This is a genomic window from Klebsiella sp. 1SOBk5mer, assembly GCF_046603115.1.
Classification (GTDB): Bacteria; Pseudomonadota; Gammaproteobacteria; order Enterobacterales; family Enterobacteriaceae; genus Klebsiella; species Klebsiella quasipneumoniae.
Map to the genome: position 1 here is coordinate 104,175 of NZ_JBKIUU010000006.1, position 17,600 is coordinate 121,774.

Here is a 17,600-nt window from a genome sequence, read left to right on the forward strand (position 1 = left end):
TTACATCCACTCTCAGGCGCGCTTGGCGCGACGTTCAGCAATAAATGCCACCAGGAAAACGGCGCCAATCAGGTCAAAGAAACCCATGGCGATGAACAGCGGGTTGAAGCCAATTTTGTCGGCGGTCACCCCGATTAATAACGAGAACAGGAAGCTGGCGATCCACGCCGCGGATCCGCGCATACCGTTCACCGTCGCCATTTGTCCCTTGTCGAACGACTCCACCACCAGCGCGCTGAGCATGCATGAGATGATCTGATGCCCGAAGCCGCCAATGGAGATCAGGACGATGGTGATATAGGGATCGCGGGTGATAGCGACGAGGGCCAGGGAGATCATCAGAAACGCGCCGGTCACCGAGCTGGCGATCACCGAGTTGACTCGCGTACAGCCGAACCAGCGAACGTACAGGCGGGTGAGGTAGCCGCTGACCACGCTGCCGAGGTCGGCGGCAAGGAACGGCAGCCAGGCGAACATGGCAATCTGCTTGAGATCCATGCCGTGCTCTTTGGCCAGGTACAGCGGTACCCAGAAGCTCAGCACCGCCCAGGCGGGCTCGGCCATAAACGCGGGAATGGCGATCCCGTAGAAACGTTTATTCTTCGAGACGGTTTTGAGTGCGGAAAAGAAGGGCTGTTTCACCGGCGGCGCTTCGTTATCCTGCTTGATGTACTCGAGCTCGCTTTTGCTGAGATTGGGGTGCTTTTCCGGGTTCTGATAGAAGGCCCACCACAGCACCACCCACAGCAGGGCCAGCGCGCCGGTAAACATAAACGCCCCCTGCCAGCCGAAGGAGGCATGGGCGAAGTAGATGATCGGCGGGGCGAGCATGGCGCCGATGGAGAACCCGACGCCAGCCCAGCCGGCGGCGATTGGCCGTTCAGACTTCGGGAACCACTCGCCGATGGTCTTGGCGTTGGCCGGGGTGGCGGCCGCCTCGGCCCCGCCCATAAAGAAGCGCAATATAGCCAGGTGCAGCCAGCTGCCGGCCCCGGCGTGGGCGATGCAGGCCAGCGCCCACAGGGTGGCGCAGATCATAAACCCGAGCTTCAGGCCGATGACGTCGATAAGCCAGCCACAGAGCGGTTGGAAAATCGTGTAAGCCAACTGAAACGCGCCGACGATCCAGGAATATTGTTCGGTGGTGATACCGAGCGTCGCTTTCAGTTCCGGGGCGATAATCCCCAGCGAGTTGCGTGTGATGTAGTTGACAGTGACGCCAAGTAAAAACAGGACCAGCACCCACCAGCGCAGGTTTTTTACCACCCGGCGCGTTTTGCTGACCGCGATATCATTGTTGAGGCCTTGACTCATAGCACACTCCACATGACGTTAGTAGGGGAAAGTGACGTTCTCAATCCGTGAGCGGTCACGTAGTGTTGTTAACTATTTGAATAGTCTATTTTTTTATCTCAACACCATTGGTATAACTAGTATGGGAGATGTTGGACCAATTCAGGCTAAGGGAGAAAAAACGTCGGGCAAAGCGCTATTTATGCAAGTTTTTTCATGAAATGACCGGGATCTCAAATTTTGCGCTGTCATTTGCTTACAGGGAGCGCTTTGGCGATTATGAAAATTCTTTCATTTTCCAATCGGAGCTGGATCACAAAATGGATAAAAAGCTGCGCGTCGCCGAAATCGCCGCCCGCACCGGGCTGTCGGCCAGTACCGTTTCGCGCGTCCTGGCCGGGAAGGCGAATACCAGCGACAAGGCGCGCCGGGCGGTGCTGGAGTGCGCCCGCGAGCTGGGGGTCATGCAGGGACTGGCCGCCGGACGTCTGTTGCTCAATAATCTGCTGGTGTTTGCCCCACAGCGCGCCTTCGATGAGCGGTCGGATATCTTCTACTACCGGGTGATCCAGAGCATCAATAACGCGCTGGCGGCGCATGAAGTGCGCCTGCGCTACTGCGCGCTGGACGAGAACGACAGCGACGCCAATCTGTTTCTTGCCCGCATGAACGAAGCGGAGACCCAGGCCGCGGTGCTGCTGGGGATCGACGATTCGCATATTCATGGCCTGGCGGCGGACCTGGGCAAACCCTGCGTATTGATCAACTGTCGGGATGAAGGGATGCGGCTGCCGTCCATTGCCCCCGATCATCGTCTGATTGGCCTGTGCGCCGCCCGCTATCTGTTTGATATGGGGCATCGCGTGGTGATGAACGTCATGTGCCTGCGCCGCTATACCATGGAGCTGCGGCTGGGGGGGATCCAGGAGGCGTGGCGCGCGCGCAATTTGCGCTTTACCGCCAGCCGGGATCTCATCAGCGTCGCCAACTTTAGCGCCAGAGAGACCGAAGAGCAGGTGGGGGCCTGGCTTGATGGCTTACAGGGCAAGCCGTTGCCCACCGCTTTCCTGGTGGGCGGCGATTTTATGGCCGCCGGCACGGTCAGCGCATTGCAAAAGCGCGGCCTGCGGGTGCCGCAGGATGTCTCGGTGATGAGCATCGACGGGTTTAATCTGGCGGCGATCCAGGAGGTGCCGCTGACCGCGGTGCATGTGCCGCGGGATGAGCTGGGCAGCGAGGCGGTGCATCTCCTGCAGCAGCGCCTGCTGCGCCCGGAGGCGCCGCACGGTTCGCTGCTGCTGCACGGCACGCTGGTGGTGCGCGATTCGGTACGGCGGATCCGGCCGGGCAAAGGCCATACCGCCGTGGAGCCGCAGGGGCTGTATGACGATTAAACCGCGATACCCAGCGCCCGTTTGCCGTGGATGTTCAGATCCTCCAGGGTGAAGCGCCCCTGCCAGCTGGCCTCATAGTCCTCGCGCGGGAAATCACCCGGCGAGGCCCCTTTTTCCAGAGCGATTTTCACTTTCTGCGCGTAGGCGAGGTTCTTCTCGCACATCGGCGCCGCCGGGATGTACATCACATTGCCCCAGCCCTGCTGATTTTCCACCGGCGCCACCGAGTGAATGACGTCGCAGTGCCACCAGACGGAATCGCCAGCGTTCAGCGCCGGGATCGAACTGAGGGCTTTGATCAGCAGCGGGTGCCACTGCTCAGAGATCGGCAGCACTCTGCCCGGCGCGACGCCGCACAGCTCATCCTCCGGCACATCGTCAAGCAGCGGGCGCAGCAGCACATAGGCCATCGCCTCGGGGATCGGCACCACGTGCAGCAGTCCCTGACCCGGGATCATATCCGACAGCGCGGTCCAGCCCTGGAAAGTGCGGAACACCGAGCACTTGGTGGTGTTGTCGACAGTGTACTCTTCCACTTCAGTACGGTGCGCGGCGTCCCACGGATCGTAAGCGTCAACATGACCGTTAAAGACGTTGGCGAAGACCTGCTGGTAGGCGGGGAGCAGCCAGCGCTCCAGCGCACCGGAATCGGTATGCGCGCCCAGCCCTTTCGAGGTGGTTCCCGGCGGACGGCGGCGAATGCGGTCGGGGTAAATGACGCTGACGTCCGGATCGAACCAGCGCTTGCCGTCCTGCTCAAAGCGCCACAGGCGGTTAAGGAAGGACTGCGCCGCCGCCATTTTATCGCTCTGGCGGGCCTGCATTTGCGAGGGCGACCAGTAGATGGGATAGATTTCCGGCCGCGAAGCCTCAAGCGTACCGAAGAAGCTGTCGCCTGGCCCTTTGTAGACCTCGTCGAAATGGTTCAGATCCAGATATTCCAGCATCGCGGTATCCCACGCCAGCGCCTGTTCGCGCGGAAAGTGGCCTTTGATCACCGCGCAGCCCCGGCGCTTAATGGCCGCGCGCTGGGCATCGCTCACGGTTCCCTCGGCGATATCGCGGAACGGAATGGTTGGCCAGACCTCCTGGCCTGCGGCTTTCAGCGTCTCAATCTCCTGCAGGCGCTCGCTGATGCGCGCTGAGAGCTTATCGAACACCGCCTGGACGTCGCCGATTTGCGCCCGCAGCGCCTGCTTCATCTGGCGAATCGCCGCTTTGTGGTCGGCGGGGAGTGTTTCGTGGGTCGGGAGAGCAGCCATAATAACCTCGTTGTATCTTTCATTCGAAAGTATTAAATCTTACAAACGTTAATTTAAGTTAAAATGGAGTTAATGCAAGTTTAAAATCTTGCTGCGGCGCACAAAATGGACAAGCCGGGGCGCGCAGCCCCGGAGAGCGGTCAGGCGTTGAAGGGAGCGCGGTTATCGAGGACGGCCTGAATGACGTTCAGCGCGCCGTCATGATTATTATCGTCGGTCGCGTATCCGGCGATAGCTTTGATGCTGTCGGCGGCGTTACCCATGGCGAAAGCGTATTTCACCAGCTTCAGCATTTCAGCGTCGTTGCCGCTGTCGCCGATGGCCACGCACTGCTGCGGCGACAGGTTCCAGCGCTTGAGCAGGCGGCTGATGCCGTTGGCTTTATGCAGACCGGGAATAATCAAATCGACAAAGCCAAAGCCGCTGGTGACCGGCTTCATAATGCCGTCGAGCGAGACGTGCAGTTTATCGATCAGCTGCGGGATCTCGCTGTCCGGCAGGTTCAGAGAAAATTTGAATAGCGTATCGTCGATGGCGTGATAGTCGCTTACCCGCTGCAGACGGTGGTAGTGCTTTGACATCAGGTCGACGAAGGCGTCCGGGGCGTTATCGCTCACGTAGGCGCTGTGCAGGCCGCAGGCGACGAAGTTCAGCTGCGGATCTTTGAGTAATTCGCCAATCACCACCTGCGATTCGTGGCGGGTCAGTTCGCCGTGGAACAGCTGCTTACCATGCTCAAAGACCAGCGCGCCGTTTTCGGCGACGAACGAGATCTGCTCGCGGATCTCCGGGAAGAAGGAGATCAGCTGATAGTACTGGTTGCCGCTGGCGACAACGAATTCAATGCCGCGCTGCTGCAGCTGGGCGAATTGCGCCAGAAACCGTGAGCGGTCGTAGGTTTTGGCGTCATTGAGAAAAGTTCCGTCCATATCGGTGACGATAACTTTAACGGTCATAAGGGGATGCTCCTGGCTTAACTTCGACCAGTAACATTCTAATTACAATGTGATGGGGAGCACAAATTTATTTCGAATGAAAGTTCACGCATTCAGAAAATGCCGGGAGGCGGCCTTGCCTTTCCCGGCCAGCAGGACAGGGGAGGCCCGCTAAGCGTCGCGCCAGCGGGCCTGAAGGGCTACAGCGTATGCTCGGTACGGGCGATGATATCGTCCTGGGTATCCGGCGACAGAGCGGTAAAGAACGCCGAGTACCCGGCGACGCGCACCACCAAATCGCGGTACTGATCAGGATGTTTCTTCGCCTCCAGCAGCGTGTCGCGCGAGACAATGTTGTACTGGATATGCCAGCCTTTATGCACCTCGAAGAAGGTGCGCAGCAGCACCATCAGCTTCTGCTTGTCGGACGCGTTTTCCAGGGTGGACGGATTCAGCTTCTGGTTTAGCAGAACGCCGCCAAGGATCGCCCCGGTGGGCAGTTTACCTACCGAACTGATGACCGCCGTCGGCCCCAGATGGTCGGTTCCGGAGGCCGGGCTGGCCCCTTCCGCCAGCGGAGTGTGCGCTTTACGGCCATCCGGCGTCGCCATGGTCTGCGCGCCGAACGGAACGTTGGCGGAGATAGAGGACGTGCCGGCGTAATAGTTGCCGCCGATCGGGCCGCGGCCATAGCGCGGGTTGTGATACTGCTTCAGCTCGTCGATATAGGTCTGGTAGGCCCGCGCCAGCAACGCGTCCACGCTGTCATCATCGTTACCGTACTTCGGCGCGCCGTTGATCAACCGCTGGCGCAGCTGCTCGTGGGTCAGGCCGTCAAAATCTTCCGCCAGCGCCTTCGCCAGTTCCTGCTGGCCGATAACGCCCTGATCGAAGACCAGCTTTTTCACCGCCGCCAGGCTGTTGCCGAGGTTGGCGATGCCCACCTGCAGGCCGGACACCCAGTCATACTTTGCGCCGCCCTGCTTAATGCTCTTCGCCCGTTCGATGCAGTCGTCCACCAGCGCCGAACAGAGAATATCGTGGACGTTCTCTTCCAGCATAGTATCGACCACATACTCAATCTCAATCGACTTACGGGTGTAGTAGCGGATCTGGCGGTCCCAGTCGGCCAGCACCTCGTCGAAGTTAGCGAAGTTGCCTTTCGACAGGGCGTGCTCCTGCGGCAGGAACACCTGGCCGCTGGTGGCATCGCGGCCGCCTTCCAGCGTCGCCAGCATCACCCGCGCGAAGTTGATAAAGCTCATGCCGGTGCAGCGATAACCCCACTTGCCGCCGACCGCGGTTTCGATGCAGCCGATGGCCGCATAATCGTAGGCATCCTGCGGCTCGATTCCTAGCTTGATAAATTCCGGGATCACGATCTCGTCGTTATTAAACGCCGGCATGCCGAAGCCGCAGCGGATCACCTGGACGCAGGCGTCGAGGAAGTCGTTGCTCATTCCGGCGTGGTAGCGCACGCTGAGGTTCGGCTGGGTCGAGCGCAGACGACCGCAGGATTCCAGAATGGCGTACGACAGCGGGTTGACCGCGTCCTGCGGCTGGCCGTCCACCAGGTTCTGGCCGCCGATGGTGACGTTCTGGTACAGCGGGCTGCCGGCCGAGGCCTTGGAGTGCGAGCCAGAGCGGATCTTGTTGACCTCCAGCAGCTTCAGCCAGCAGCTGTGCAGCAGCTCAATGGCCTGTTCGCGATCCAACGATTGCTGCAGCTCAACGTCGCGGCGGTAGTACGGATAGAGGTACTGGTCCATGCGGCCAAAGGAGACCGAGTGGCCATTGGATTCAATCTGCAGGATCAGCTGAATGAAGTAGCACAGCTGCAGCGCCTGCCAGAAGGTCTTCGGCGGCTCATGGGCGATGATGTCGCAGTTTTCGGCAATCGCCAGCAGCTCATCGCGGCGTGCGTCACGGGATTCTGCCGTCGCCATCTCGCGCGCCAGCGCGGCAAAGCGTTTGCTGTGGTCGCTGACCGCCGCCAGCACAATATCAATCGCTTTCAGGAACTGTTCGCCGTGCAGGTCTTCCAGCACCGTCAGGTTGATGCGCGACCGGCGTTCGGCGACTTTCGCGCGCATGCCGTCCAGTCCTTTCTCCAGCAGCAGCGGGTAGTTGACCGCCAGGTGAGCGTCGCCGGAGGTCATGTTGCCCTCGGCCTTAATAATGCCGGTGGCGAGGAGCGCTTTCTGCTCATCGGTAAACATGCCGTAGCAGCGGTCCTGCACGGTCTGGCCGCGCCACCACGGGCACACTTCGTGCAGTACGCGCTTGTTCTCTTCGCTGACCGCGAAGCCGGCGCCGGGGCGGTCGGCGAGATCGTCGATCTCTTTCTCGATCCAGTTGACGGTGTATTCCGGGAAGATCGGCGCGGCGCGCACTTCGCTGGCCTGGTTGCCGACGATCAGCTCATCGTGCTTGATCCAGATGGTGCGCTCGGCCAGGTGGTGAGCCAGGGCCAGGGCGCGGCGCACCGGGATCGGCTTATCAAGATGCTGCTGATACATCTCGGTATAGTGTCGGGCGCGTTCGGTACAGACCGGCGGCTTGACGATATGCACCAGCGCCATTTTATGGGCCTGGATACGGGCGCTGAGGGTGTTGAGTTTCAGGGTAGTCATAGGGGTTATCCTCGTAAGATCGCCGTTAGCCCCTTGCTCCGCGCATAATCCTGCGCAAAGGCGAGCAGCTCGGGAGCATCCAGCGGTTTATCCGGTGCGGTGTAGGGCTGACTGAGTAACTGGTATTTATTCATTCCCAGCGTGTGGTAGGGCAGGAAATGGATTTCGCTGACCCGCAGGCGGTCGGCGGCAAAATCAGTGATGGCGGTAATGTCGGCTTCGCTGGCGTTGAATCCCTGGATTAACGGCACGCGAATAATGATGTTTTTCCCCGCCTGCGCCAGGCGCTGCAGGTTGTCCAGCACCCGGCGGGCGCTGCCGTCGGTCCACTGCCGGAAAACGGCCTCGTCGACGTGCTTCAGGTCGGCGAGAAACAGATCGATGAAGGGTAAAGCCGGCTCAATGTATTTCCACGGTACGTGCAGGCAGGTTTCCACAGCGGTATGGATACCCGCCTGATGGCTGGCCTCCAACAGCGCCTGCGCCAGGGCCGGGTTCATAAAGGGTTCGCCGCCGGAAAGGGTGATGCCGCCGCCGCTGCGATCGTAAAAGGGTTTATCGCGCAGCACCGTCGCCATGATCTCCTCGACGCTCTTCTCCTCGCCGCACACCGTGAGCGCGGTGGTGGGGCAGCAGTCGCGCAGCGCGGCGATATGGCTGTCGTTAACGTGTTGCCGGTGAATGATCAGACCCTCGAGGGTGCGGGTGATAACCGCCGGCGCCGCCTGCTGGCACAGCTCGCAGCCGGCCAGGCACAGGCGCGGGTCATACAGCAGGTCTTCGCTGCGGGCGCGGCTCTCCGGGTTCTGGCACCAGCGGCAGCCCAGCGAGCAGCCTTTCAGGAAGACGACGGTGCGGATCCCTGGGCCGTCATGGGTGGAATAGCGCTGGATATTGAAGATCATGGCTTACCCTCTTGTTTGCGTATGAATATAAAAACACTTTCGAATGAAAGTTATATTGACGCAAATCAACAAGCGGGATGGAGATAATCGCCAGGGGATAGAACAACGGCAGAGGTCACAACTTCACCGGCGACGACCCTCGCCGACGGCTGAACGTTAGCGCGTACCGCATACCTCGCACTGCGGGTGGCGCATCAGCTTCATTTCACGAAACTGGCAGGTCATGGCGTCGTACATCACGATTTTCCCGCTGGCGGGCGTGCCGTAGCCGGTCAACAGCTTAATGGCCTCCATCGCCTGCAGGGAACCGATAGTGCCCACCAGCGGGGCCATCACGCCGGCTTCGACGCAGGTGAGGGCGTTTTCGCCAAACAGGCGGCTCAGGCAGCGGTAGCAGGGTTTGCCCTCCTGATACGTGAAGACGCTGATCTGCCCCTCCATACGGATCGCCGCCCCGGAAACCAGCGGGGTTTGGTGGCGGAAGCAGCCGGCGTTGAGCTGGTTACGAATGGCGACGTTGTCGGTGCAGTCGAGCACCAGATCGTGCCCGGCAATCTGCCCCGCCAGCGCCGCTTCGTCCAGTAAGGCATTGAGCGGCACCAGATGAACGTGCGGATTAATGCGCGCCAGCGCCTCGCGGGCGGAGTCCACCTTCGGCTGGCCGATGGCGGCGTCGCTGTGCAGCGTCTGGCGTTGCAGATTAGAGAGCGAGACGGTGTCGAAATCGAGCAGGGTGAGCTGTCCCACCCCGGCGGCGGCCAGATACTGCGCGGCGGCGCAGCCAAGTCCGCCGAGGCCGACCACCAGCACGCGAGCGGCCTTTAGCCGCTCCTGGCCGTCAAAATCAAAACCGCGCAAAACAATCTGCCGGTTATAGCGCAGCATCTCTTCATCGCTCAGCTCCACGGCCATTACAGCCCCCCAAACAGATGGCTGAACGGTTCGACGTCGACCCATTCGCCCGCTTCAACGTGGCCGCGTTCGCGCTCCAGCACGATAAAGCAGTTGCCGAGGCTGAAAGAGCTGAAAATGTGCGAGCCCTGATGACCGGTGGTGGTCACCACCAGCTCGCCGTCCGGGTTGCGCTGCAGAATACCGCGCTGAAAATCGAGGCGGCCCGGGGACTTTTTCAGCCGCGCGGCGGCCCGCACCCGCAGGCGGGTCGCCTGAAGCGGGCCGTGCTTACCGGAGAGCTTCGCCAGCAGCGGCTGTACCAGCTGACAGAAGGTGACGGTGGCGGAAACCGGGTTGCCCGGCAGGCCGCAGAACCAGCTGCTGCTGAGCTTGCCGAAGGCGAAGGGTTTGCCCGGCTTGATCGCCAGTTTCCAGAAGCCGATCTCCCCCAGCTCTTCAAGAATGGTTTTGGTGTAGTCGGCTTCGCCCACCGAGACGCCACCGGAGCTGATGACCACGTCGGCCTGCTGGTCGGCGGCGATAAAGGCCTCACGCAGTTGCGTCGGATCGTCAGGAATAATGCCGAGGTTAATGACCTCGCAGCCCAGCTGTTCGAGCATCAGATGCACCGCCAGGCGGTTGGTATCGTAAATCTGGCCGTCGCCGAGCGGTTGACCCGGCAGCTGCAGCTCATCGCCGGTCGAGAAGACCGCGACGCGAACCTTGCGCACCACCTCGACGTCGGCAATGCCCAGCGAGGCCAGCACCGGCAGCTCGGCTACCGTCAGCGGCGTTCCCGCCGGGAAGACCACCGCGCCGTGGGCGATATCTTCCCCGCGGCGGCGAATATGCTGCCCGGCTTTCACCGGCGCGGTAAAGCGCACGCCGACGTCGGTCTGTTCGGTCTCTTCCTGCATGACCACCGCGTCGCAGCCTGCAGGCACCGGCGCGCCGGTCATGATGCGGATACAGGTGCCGGTGGGCCAGGCGTCGTGAAACGGCTGGCCGGCAAAGGCCTTCCCGGCGACCGGCAGGGCCGCGCCGTCGTTGAGGTCGCTCAACCGGACGGCATAGCCATCCATCGCCGCGTTATCAAAGCCGGGGACATCCAGCGGGGATATAATGTCATGGGCGGTGACGCGCGCGAAGGCCTGCAACAGCGGTACAGTTTCCGTCGCGCTCAGCGGCGTAATACGATCGAGCATCTGGGTGAGGGCTGTGTCGAGCGGCATCAGTCCGGCGGTAAAATCCATGGGTCACTCCTGCGGGCAAAACGGCGAAAACGCCTATTATGGCAGAAAAGCGGCGCGGGCTGTATGCCACCTGGGTACGAGGCTTTACATCGACCGCCGCTCTTTCTATATTCAAAAATTGTATAAGGCATTCAGCAATATAATGATATCAATACCCTTATTCCTGACGTGACCGGCGCCGCGACGCGGTACGACAGGGCGGGGGCTATCCACTTCATCGTTAAGGACTGGCGAAATGGGCAAGGCGGTTATAGCAATTCACGGCGGCGCAGGGGCGATTTCTCGCGCGCAGATGACGCCGGAGCGGGAGCGGGAGTACGTGGCGGCGCTGTCGGCTATCGTCGAAAGCGGGCAGAAAATGTTGGCTGCAGGCGCCAGTGCGCTGGATGCCGTGACCGAGGCCGTCCGTCTGCTGGAGGAGTGTCCGCTGTTTAACGCCGGGATGGGCTCGGTATTTACCCACGATCAAACCCACGAGCTGGACGCCTGCGTGATGGACGGCTACAGCCTGCAGGCGGGGGCGGTGGCCGGGGTCAAACATCTACGTAATCCGGTGCTGGCGGCGCGTCTGGTGCTGGAGGAGAGCCCGCACGTGCTGCTGATCGGCGAGGGGGCGGAAAATTTCGCCTTCTCCCACGGAATGGCGCGCGTCGATAACGATCTCTTTTCCACCCCCGAGCGTCTGCTGCAGCTGCAGGAGGCGAAAGCGGGCGGGGAGATCATCCTTGACCATCACGCCGCTCCGCTCGACGAACGGCAGAAAATGGGCACCGTCGGGGCGGTGGCGCTCGATCTGGCCGGCAATCTGGCGGCGGCGACCTCCACCGGCGGCATGACCAACAAACTGCCCGGACGCGTCGGCGACAGCCCGCTGCCGGGCGCGGGGTGCTACGCCAACAACGCCAGCGTGGCGGTCTCCTGCACCGGCACCGGCGAAGTCTTTATGCGTACCCTGGCGGCCTACGATATCGCCGCCCTGATGGAGTACGGTCAGCTCAGTCTCTATTCCGCCTGCGAGCGGGTGGTGATGGAGAAGCTGCCGGCCCTCGGCGGCAGCGGCGGGCTGATTGCCGTCGATCGCGAAGGCAACGTCGTTTTACCGTTTAACAGCGAAGGCATGTACCGCGCCTGGTGCTATGCCGGCGATACGCCGACCATTGGCATTTATCGCGAATAGAACAAGGGAGAGGAGAGTGCCGCAAACTCACGAAACGGATACCTGCGAAGTACTGGTGGTGCGCAACCTGAACGTGGCGTTCCGCCAGCAGGATGCGCCAGAGGTGCAGGCCGTGCGTCAGCTTTCCTTCAGCCTGCGCCGCGGCGAGACGCTGGCGATTGTCGGGGAGTCCGGTTCGGGAAAATCGGTCACCGCGCTGGCGCTGATGCGTCTGCTTGACGCCGCCAGCAGCGAGGTGAGCAGCGAGGGGCTGTGGCTGCGACGGCGCAACCGGCAGGTGATCGCGCTCAATGAGCAATCGGAGGCCGAAATGCGCCGGGTACGCGGCGCGGATCTGGCGATGATTTTTCAGGAGCCGATGACCTCGCTGAACCCGGTATTCACCATCGGCGAGCAGATCGCCGAATCCCTGCGCCTGCACCAGGGGCTGGGGCGCGAAGAGGCGCTGCGCGCGGCGAAAAAGATGCTCGACCAGGTGCGTATTCCCCAGGCGGAAGAGATGCTCTCACGCTATCCGCACCAGCTCTCCGGCGGCATGCGCCAGCGGGTGATGATCGCCATGGCGCTCTCCTGTCGGCCGGCGGTGCTGATTGCCGACGAGCCGACCACGGCGCTGGATGTCACCATTCAGGCGCAAATTTTGCAACTTATCGCCGTCCTGCAAAAGGAGATGGCGATGGGGGTAATCTTTATCACCCACGACATGGGGGTGGTGGCCGATATCGCCGATCGGGTGCTGGTCATGTATCGCGGCGAGGCGGTGGAGACCGGCAGCGTCGAGGAGATTTTCCGTTCCCCGCAGCACCCTTATACGCAGTCGCTGTTGGCGGCGGTCCCCCGGCTGGGGGAGATGCGCGGTCAGGATCTGCCTCGCCGCTTTCCGCTACCGGGGCAGCCGCTGGCGGAGACAGACACGCCAGACACGGTGGTGGCGGGGGAGCCTATTCTGCAGGTGCGCGATCTGGTGGCCCGTTTCCCGGTGCGCGGCGGACTGCTCAATCGCGTGACGCGCGAAGTGCATGCGGTGGAGAAGGTGAGTTTTGATCTCTGGCCGGGAGAGACCCTGTCGCTGGTGGGGGAGTCCGGCTGCGGCAAGTCGACTACCGGCCGGGCGCTGCTGAGGCTGGTTGAGACCCAGGGGGGCACCATTACCTTCGATGGTCAGCGGATCGATACCCTCTCCGGCAGCAAGCTGCAGTCCCTGCGGCGCAATATTCAGTTTATTTTTCAGGACCCTTACGCCTCGCTCGATCCGCGCCAGACGGTCGGCGATTCGATTATGGAGCCGCTGCGGGTGCATGGCCTGCTGGACAGGGAGGCGGCGCGCGAGCGGGTCGCCTGGCTGCTAAAGCGCGTGGGGCTGCAGCCGGAGCATGCCTGGCGCTACCCCCACGCCTTTTCCGGCGGCCAGCGGCAGCGGATCTGCATTGCCCGCGCGCTGGCGCTTAATCCGAAGGTGGTGATTGCCGATGAGTCGGTGTCGGCCCTGGATGTCTCCATTCGGGCGCAGATTATCAATCTGATGCTCGACCTGCAGCGCGAAATGGGCATCGCGTTTCTGTTTATTTCCCATGATATGGCGGTGGTGGAGCGCATCAGCCACCGCGTGGCGGTGATGTATCGCGGCCGGATTGTCGAAATCGGCCCGCGCCGCGCGGTGTTTGAAAACCCGCAGCACCCCTATACCCGTAAGCTCATGGCCGCCGTACCTGTGGCCGACCCGGCCTACCGTCATCCGCAACGGGTCCTGCTGTCAGATGACGTTCCGGGCAATATTTATAAGCGGGGCGAGGAGATCGCCAGCTCGCCATTGCAGCAGGTTGGGCCGGGCCACTTCGTCGCCCGCGACGCCGCCGATGTGCTGGGCAGAGCATAACAACACATAACGCACCTTTTCAGGAGAACACGATGACACAACCTGTTTCACGCAAATGGTGGCTGGCGCTGAGTATCGCGGCGGCCCTGGCGAGCGCCCCCGCTTTTGCCGCCAAAGATGTGGTGGTGGCGGTCGGGTCTAACTTCACGACGCTCGACCCCTATGATGCCAACGATACCCTGTCGCAGGCGGTGGCGAAGTCCTTTTATCAAGGCCTGTTCGGCCTTGATAAAGAGATGAAGCTGCAAAATGTCCTTGCCGAGAGCTACACCGTGTCGCCGGATGGCCTGGTGTACACCATCAAGCTGCACAGCGGGGTGAAATTCCAGGATGGCACCGACTTTAACGCCGAGGCGGTCAAGGCTAACCTCGACCGCGCCAGCAACCCGGAAAACCATCTTAAGCGCTATAACCTGTATAAAAATATCGCCAGCACCGAGGCGGTCGATCCGACCACGGTGAAAATTACCCTCAAGCAGCCGTTCTCGGCGTTTATTAATATTCTCGCCCATCCGGCGACGGCGATGATTTCGCCGGCGGCGCTGAAAAAATATGGCAAAGATATCGGCTTCCACCCGGTGGGCACCGGGCCGTATAAGCTCGATACCTGGAACCAGACCGACTTCGTGAAGGTCAGCAAGTTCGATGGCTACTGGCAGCCGGGGCTGCCGAAGCTGGATTCCATTACCTGGCGACCGGTGGTCGATAACAATACCCGGGCGGCGATGCTGCAGACCGGCGAGGCGCAGTTCGCCTTCCCGATCCCCTATGAGCAGGCGCCGCTGCTGGCGAAAAACAGCAAACTGGAGCTGGTGGCCAGTCCGTCGATCATGCAGCGTTACATCAGCATGAACGTGACGCAGAAGCCGTTCGATAATCCGAAGGTGCGCGAAGCGATCAACTACGCCATCAATCGCCAGGCGCTGGTCAAGGTGGCGTTTGCCGGCTATGCCACCCCGGCGACCGGCGTGGTGCCGCCGTCGATTGCCTACGCCCAGAGCTACCCCGCGTGGCCTTACGATCCGGCGAAAGCGCGCCAGCTGCTGAAAGAGGCCGGCTACCCCAACGGGTTTAGCACGACGCTGTGGTCGTCACATAACCACAGCACCGCGCAGAAAGTGCTGCAGTTTACCCAGCAGCAGCTGGCGCAGGTGGGCATTAAGGCGCAGGTGACGGCGATGGACGCCGGTCAGCGGGCGGCGGAAGTGGAAGGTAAAGGGCAGAAAGAGAGCGGGGTACGGATGTTCTATACCGGCTGGTCCGCCTCCACTGGCGAAGCCGACTGGGCGCTGTCGCCGCTGTTTGCTTCCCAAAACTGGCCGCCGACTCTGTTCAACACCGCCTTTTACAGCAACCCGCAGGTGGATAGCGCGCTGAGCGAGGCGCTGAAAACCACCGATCCGCAAGAGAAAACCAAACTCTATAAAGCGGCGCAGGATATTATCTGGAAAGAGTCGCCGTGGGTGCCGCTGGTGGTGGAGAAACTGGTCTCTGCCCACAGCAAGAATCTCACTGGCTTCTATATCCAGCCGGACACCGGCTTCAGCTTCGAACAGGCAGATTTAACACCGTGAAGGTCGAGATGATGCCCTCCGGCACGGGCGGGAGGAGGGCGGTTTTTCCGCGGGGCGGGTGGTGGAGGTACGATGCTCAACTATGTGATTAAGCGCCTGCTGGGGCTGATCCCCACCCTGCTAATCGTCGCGGTGCTGGTGTTTCTCTTCGTCCATATGCTGCCCGGCGATCCGGCGCGGCTGATTGCCGGACCGGAAGCCGACGCCCAGGTGGTGGCGATGGTGCGCCAGCAGCTGGGGCTTGACCAGCCGCTGCATGTCCAGTTTTGGCACTACATCACCAACGTGCTGCGCGGCGATTTTGGCATGTCCATGGCCTCGCGGCGTCCCGTTGCCAGTGAGATAGCCAGCCGCTTTATGCCCACCCTGTGGCTGACGCTGGCCAGCATGAGCTGGGCGGTGCTGTTTGGCATGGCGGCGGGGATCGCGGCGGCGGTGTGGCGCAATCGCTGGCCTGACCGTCTGGGAATGGCGCTGGCGGTGAGCGGCATTTCGTTTCCGGCCTTTGCCCTCGGTATGCTGCTGATGCAGGTGTTTTCGGTTGAGCTGGGCTGGCTGCCGACGGTGGGCGCCGACAGCTGGCGGCACTATATTTTGCCGTCGTTGACCCTTGGCGCGGCGGTGGCGGCGGTGATGGCGCGCTTTACCCGCGCGTCGTTCGTCGATGTGCTGCATGAAGACTATATGCGTACCGCCCGGGCGAAAGGGGTGAGCGAAACGCGGGTGGTGCTCAAGCATGGTCTGCGCAATGCGATGATCCCGGTCGTCACCATGATGGGGCTGCAGTTCGGCTTTCTGCTCGGCGGCTCGATCGTCGTGGAGAAGGTCTTCAACTGGCCGGGGCTGGGGCGACTGCTGGTCGATTCGGTAGAAATGCGCGATTACCCGGTGATTCAGGCGGAAGTGCTGCTCTTTTCGCTGGAGTTTATTCTTATCAATTTAGTGGTGGATGTGCTGTACGCGGCCATAAACCCGGCTATCAGGTATAAGTAAGGTGCGATTGCTTAACTGGAGAAGGCAGGCGGCGCTGAACGCCATGCCGGGCATCAGGCCCGGCGAGATCCATACCCCCTGGCATGAGTTCTGGCGGCGCTTTCGGCGTCAGCCGGTGGCCATGGGCGCCGGTATTTTTGTGCTGTTGCTGATTGCGGTGGCCATCGTCGCCCCATGGATAGCGCCGTACGATGCGGAAAATTATTTTGACTATGACCGGCTTAACGAGGGGCCTTCGCTTGTGCACTGGTTCGGCGTCGACTCGCTGGGGCGCGATATTTTCAGCCGGGTGCTGGTGGGCGCGCAGATCTCGCTGGCCGCCGGGGTGCTGGCGGTGCTGATTGGCGCGGCCATCGGTACGGTGCTTGGGCTGCTGGCCGGCTACTATGAGGGCTGGTGGGACCGGCTGATTATGCGTCTGTGCGACGTGCTGTTCGCCTTTCCGGGGATCCTGCTGGCGATCGCGGTGGTCGCCGTCATGGGCAGCGGGATGGCCAACGTGATTATCGCCGTGGCGATCTTCTCGATCCCGGCGTTCGCCCGGCTGGTGCGCGGCAACACCCTGGTATTAAAGCAGCAGACCTTTATTGAATCGGCGCGCAGCATTGGCGCCAGCGATGCCACCATCCTCTTCCACCACATCCTGCCGGGGACGGTGTCGTCAATCGTGGTTTATTTCACCATGCGCATTGGGGTATCGATTATTTCGGCGGCCAGTCTGTCGTTTCTCGGTCTCGGCGCGCAGCCGCCCACGCCGGAGTGGGGTGCCATGCTCAACGAGGCGCGGGCGGATATGGTGATGTCTCCGCATGTGGCGCTGTTTCCGGCGGTGGCGATTTTCTTGACCGTGCTGGCGTTTAATCTGCTGGGAGATGGCCTGCGCGATGCGCTGGATCCGAAGTTAAAGGGGTAGGGGACGTCGGGTGACGGTCTGGCGCACGACGGGGGGATAAGCTGCATCGGTTGCCCCTTTCTCATCCGGGAAAAGCGTTTATCACGTGTGGCTTCAGCGCACATTGCGCTCCCGGTTAATTTTCTGCGTTATGTCTCTTACGGCGCAGGGAGCGCACAGGGGGCGGCCAGTCGCCGCCGCCCCCTGTACCCCCGGGCTCCGGCCAGCAAAATCGCCACTGCGTGGTCCCTTCGACTTTTCCCTGCAGGCTTCGGGTCGGGCCGAGGCAGCGTCCGTGCAAAACACGGCCCTCAGCCCGCATCCATGCGGGCTGCCCCGGCCTTGCGGGAACGTCTCAGCGATTTTGAGGCCGCCAGCACCGGCAGTTTCAGCAAGGCTGGTGAATAAATTAACGACAGGTCGCACGAACCCCAGGCCGGGTCAGGCGCAGCCGCCACCCGGCATAAAAACGGCTCCGTGCCCGCTGTCATCGCCCGGTGGCGCTGCGCTTACCGGGCC

Annotated in this window: 13 protein-coding genes; 6 read left to right on the forward strand and 7 right to left on the reverse strand. The window is 61.6% G+C overall.

Annotation, left to right across the window (positions count from 1 at the left end; genetic code table 11):
* Window positions 1–12: 12 nt before the first annotated feature.
* Window positions 13–1,314, reverse strand: coding sequence for an MFS transporter (locus ACLH1U_RS15090; RefSeq protein ID WP_032455227.1), 1,302 nt, complete (start codon window positions 1,312–1,314; stop codon window positions 13–15).
* A 299-nt stretch (window positions 1,315–1,613) separates the two neighbouring features.
* Here ACLH1U_RS15090 and ACLH1U_RS15095 point away from each other — a divergent pair, with 299 nt between their 5' ends.
* Window positions 1,614–2,687 carry a LacI family DNA-binding transcriptional regulator gene (locus ACLH1U_RS15095; RefSeq protein WP_032455235.1) on the forward strand — a complete coding sequence of 358 codons (1,074 nt, stop codon included), beginning with the start codon at window positions 1,614–1,616 and terminating at the stop codon, window positions 2,685–2,687.
* Here the strand turns inward: ACLH1U_RS15095 and ACLH1U_RS15100 are convergent.
* The 6 genes from ACLH1U_RS15100 to moeA form a co-directional block, all read right to left on the reverse strand.
* A complete protein-coding gene (locus tag ACLH1U_RS15100; protein WP_032455228.1) occupies window positions 2,684–3,949 on the reverse strand; it encodes a DUF1479 domain-containing protein in 1,266 nt (421 codons plus the stop codon). The genes ACLH1U_RS15095 and ACLH1U_RS15100 overlap by 4 nt on opposite strands.
* A gap of 140 nt (window positions 3,950–4,089) precedes the next feature.
* On the reverse strand, window positions 4,090–4,905 hold the full coding sequence (locus ACLH1U_RS15105) for a Cof-type HAD-IIB family hydrolase (RefSeq protein ID WP_023288961.1): 816 nt from the start codon (window positions 4,903–4,905) through the stop codon (window positions 4,090–4,092).
* Between the two features lie 179 nt (window positions 4,906–5,084).
* Window positions 5,085–7,517, reverse strand: a complete 2,433-nt coding sequence (locus ACLH1U_RS15110) for a formate C-acetyltransferase/glycerol dehydratase family glycyl radical enzyme (RefSeq protein ID WP_117132617.1) — start codon at window positions 7,515–7,517, stop codon at window positions 5,085–5,087.
* Window positions 7,518–7,522: 5 nt separating this feature from the next.
* Window positions 7,523–8,422, reverse strand: coding sequence for a glycyl-radical enzyme activating protein (locus ACLH1U_RS15115; RefSeq protein WP_032455231.1), 900 nt, complete (start codon window positions 8,420–8,422; stop codon window positions 7,523–7,525).
* A gap of 156 nt (window positions 8,423–8,578) precedes the next feature.
* Window positions 8,579–9,334 (reverse strand): molybdopterin-synthase adenylyltransferase MoeB, encoded by a 756-nt coding sequence (moeB, locus tag ACLH1U_RS15120; RefSeq protein WP_411299326.1) that lies wholly within the window; start codon window positions 9,332–9,334, stop codon window positions 8,579–8,581.
* Complete coding sequence (gene moeA, locus ACLH1U_RS15125) at window positions 9,334–10,569, reverse strand: molybdopterin molybdotransferase MoeA (RefSeq protein ID WP_050532939.1); 1,236 nt, start codon at window positions 10,567–10,569, stop codon at window positions 9,334–9,336. Before moeA ends, moeB begins: the two co-directional genes overlap by 1 nt.
* A 235-nt stretch (window positions 10,570–10,804) precedes the next feature.
* Here moeA and iaaA point away from each other — a divergent pair, with 235 nt between their 5' ends.
* The 5 genes from iaaA (at window position 10,805) to gsiD (ending at window position 17,102) form a co-directional block, all read left to right on the forward strand.
* Window positions 10,805–11,746 carry a beta-aspartyl-peptidase gene (gene iaaA / locus ACLH1U_RS15130; RefSeq protein ID WP_023288966.1) on the forward strand — a complete coding sequence of 314 codons (942 nt, stop codon included), beginning with the start codon at window positions 10,805–10,807 and terminating at the stop codon, window positions 11,744–11,746.
* Between the two features lie 16 nt (window positions 11,747–11,762).
* The gene (gene gsiA / locus ACLH1U_RS15135) at window positions 11,763–13,622 is read left to right on the forward strand and encodes a glutathione ABC transporter ATP-binding protein GsiA (protein ID WP_411299327.1); all 1,860 of its coding nucleotides are present in this window, start codon (window positions 11,763–11,765) and stop codon (window positions 13,620–13,622) included.
* A gap of 32 nt (window positions 13,623–13,654) precedes the next feature.
* Window positions 13,655–15,196 (forward strand): glutathione ABC transporter substrate-binding protein GsiB, encoded by a 1,542-nt coding sequence (gsiB, locus tag ACLH1U_RS15140; RefSeq protein WP_023288968.1) that lies wholly within the window; start codon window positions 13,655–13,657, stop codon window positions 15,194–15,196.
* 72 nt (window positions 15,197–15,268) lie between these two features.
* On the forward strand, window positions 15,269–16,189 hold the full coding sequence (gene gsiC, locus ACLH1U_RS15145; RefSeq protein ID WP_004886274.1) for a glutathione ABC transporter permease GsiC: 921 nt from the start codon (window positions 15,269–15,271) through the stop codon (window positions 16,187–16,189).
* Window position 16,190: 1 nt separating this feature from the next.
* Complete coding sequence (gene gsiD, locus ACLH1U_RS15150) at window positions 16,191–17,102, forward strand: glutathione ABC transporter permease GsiD (protein ID WP_023288969.1); 912 nt, start codon at window positions 16,191–16,193, stop codon at window positions 17,100–17,102.
* Window positions 17,103–17,600: the final 498 nt, after the last annotated feature.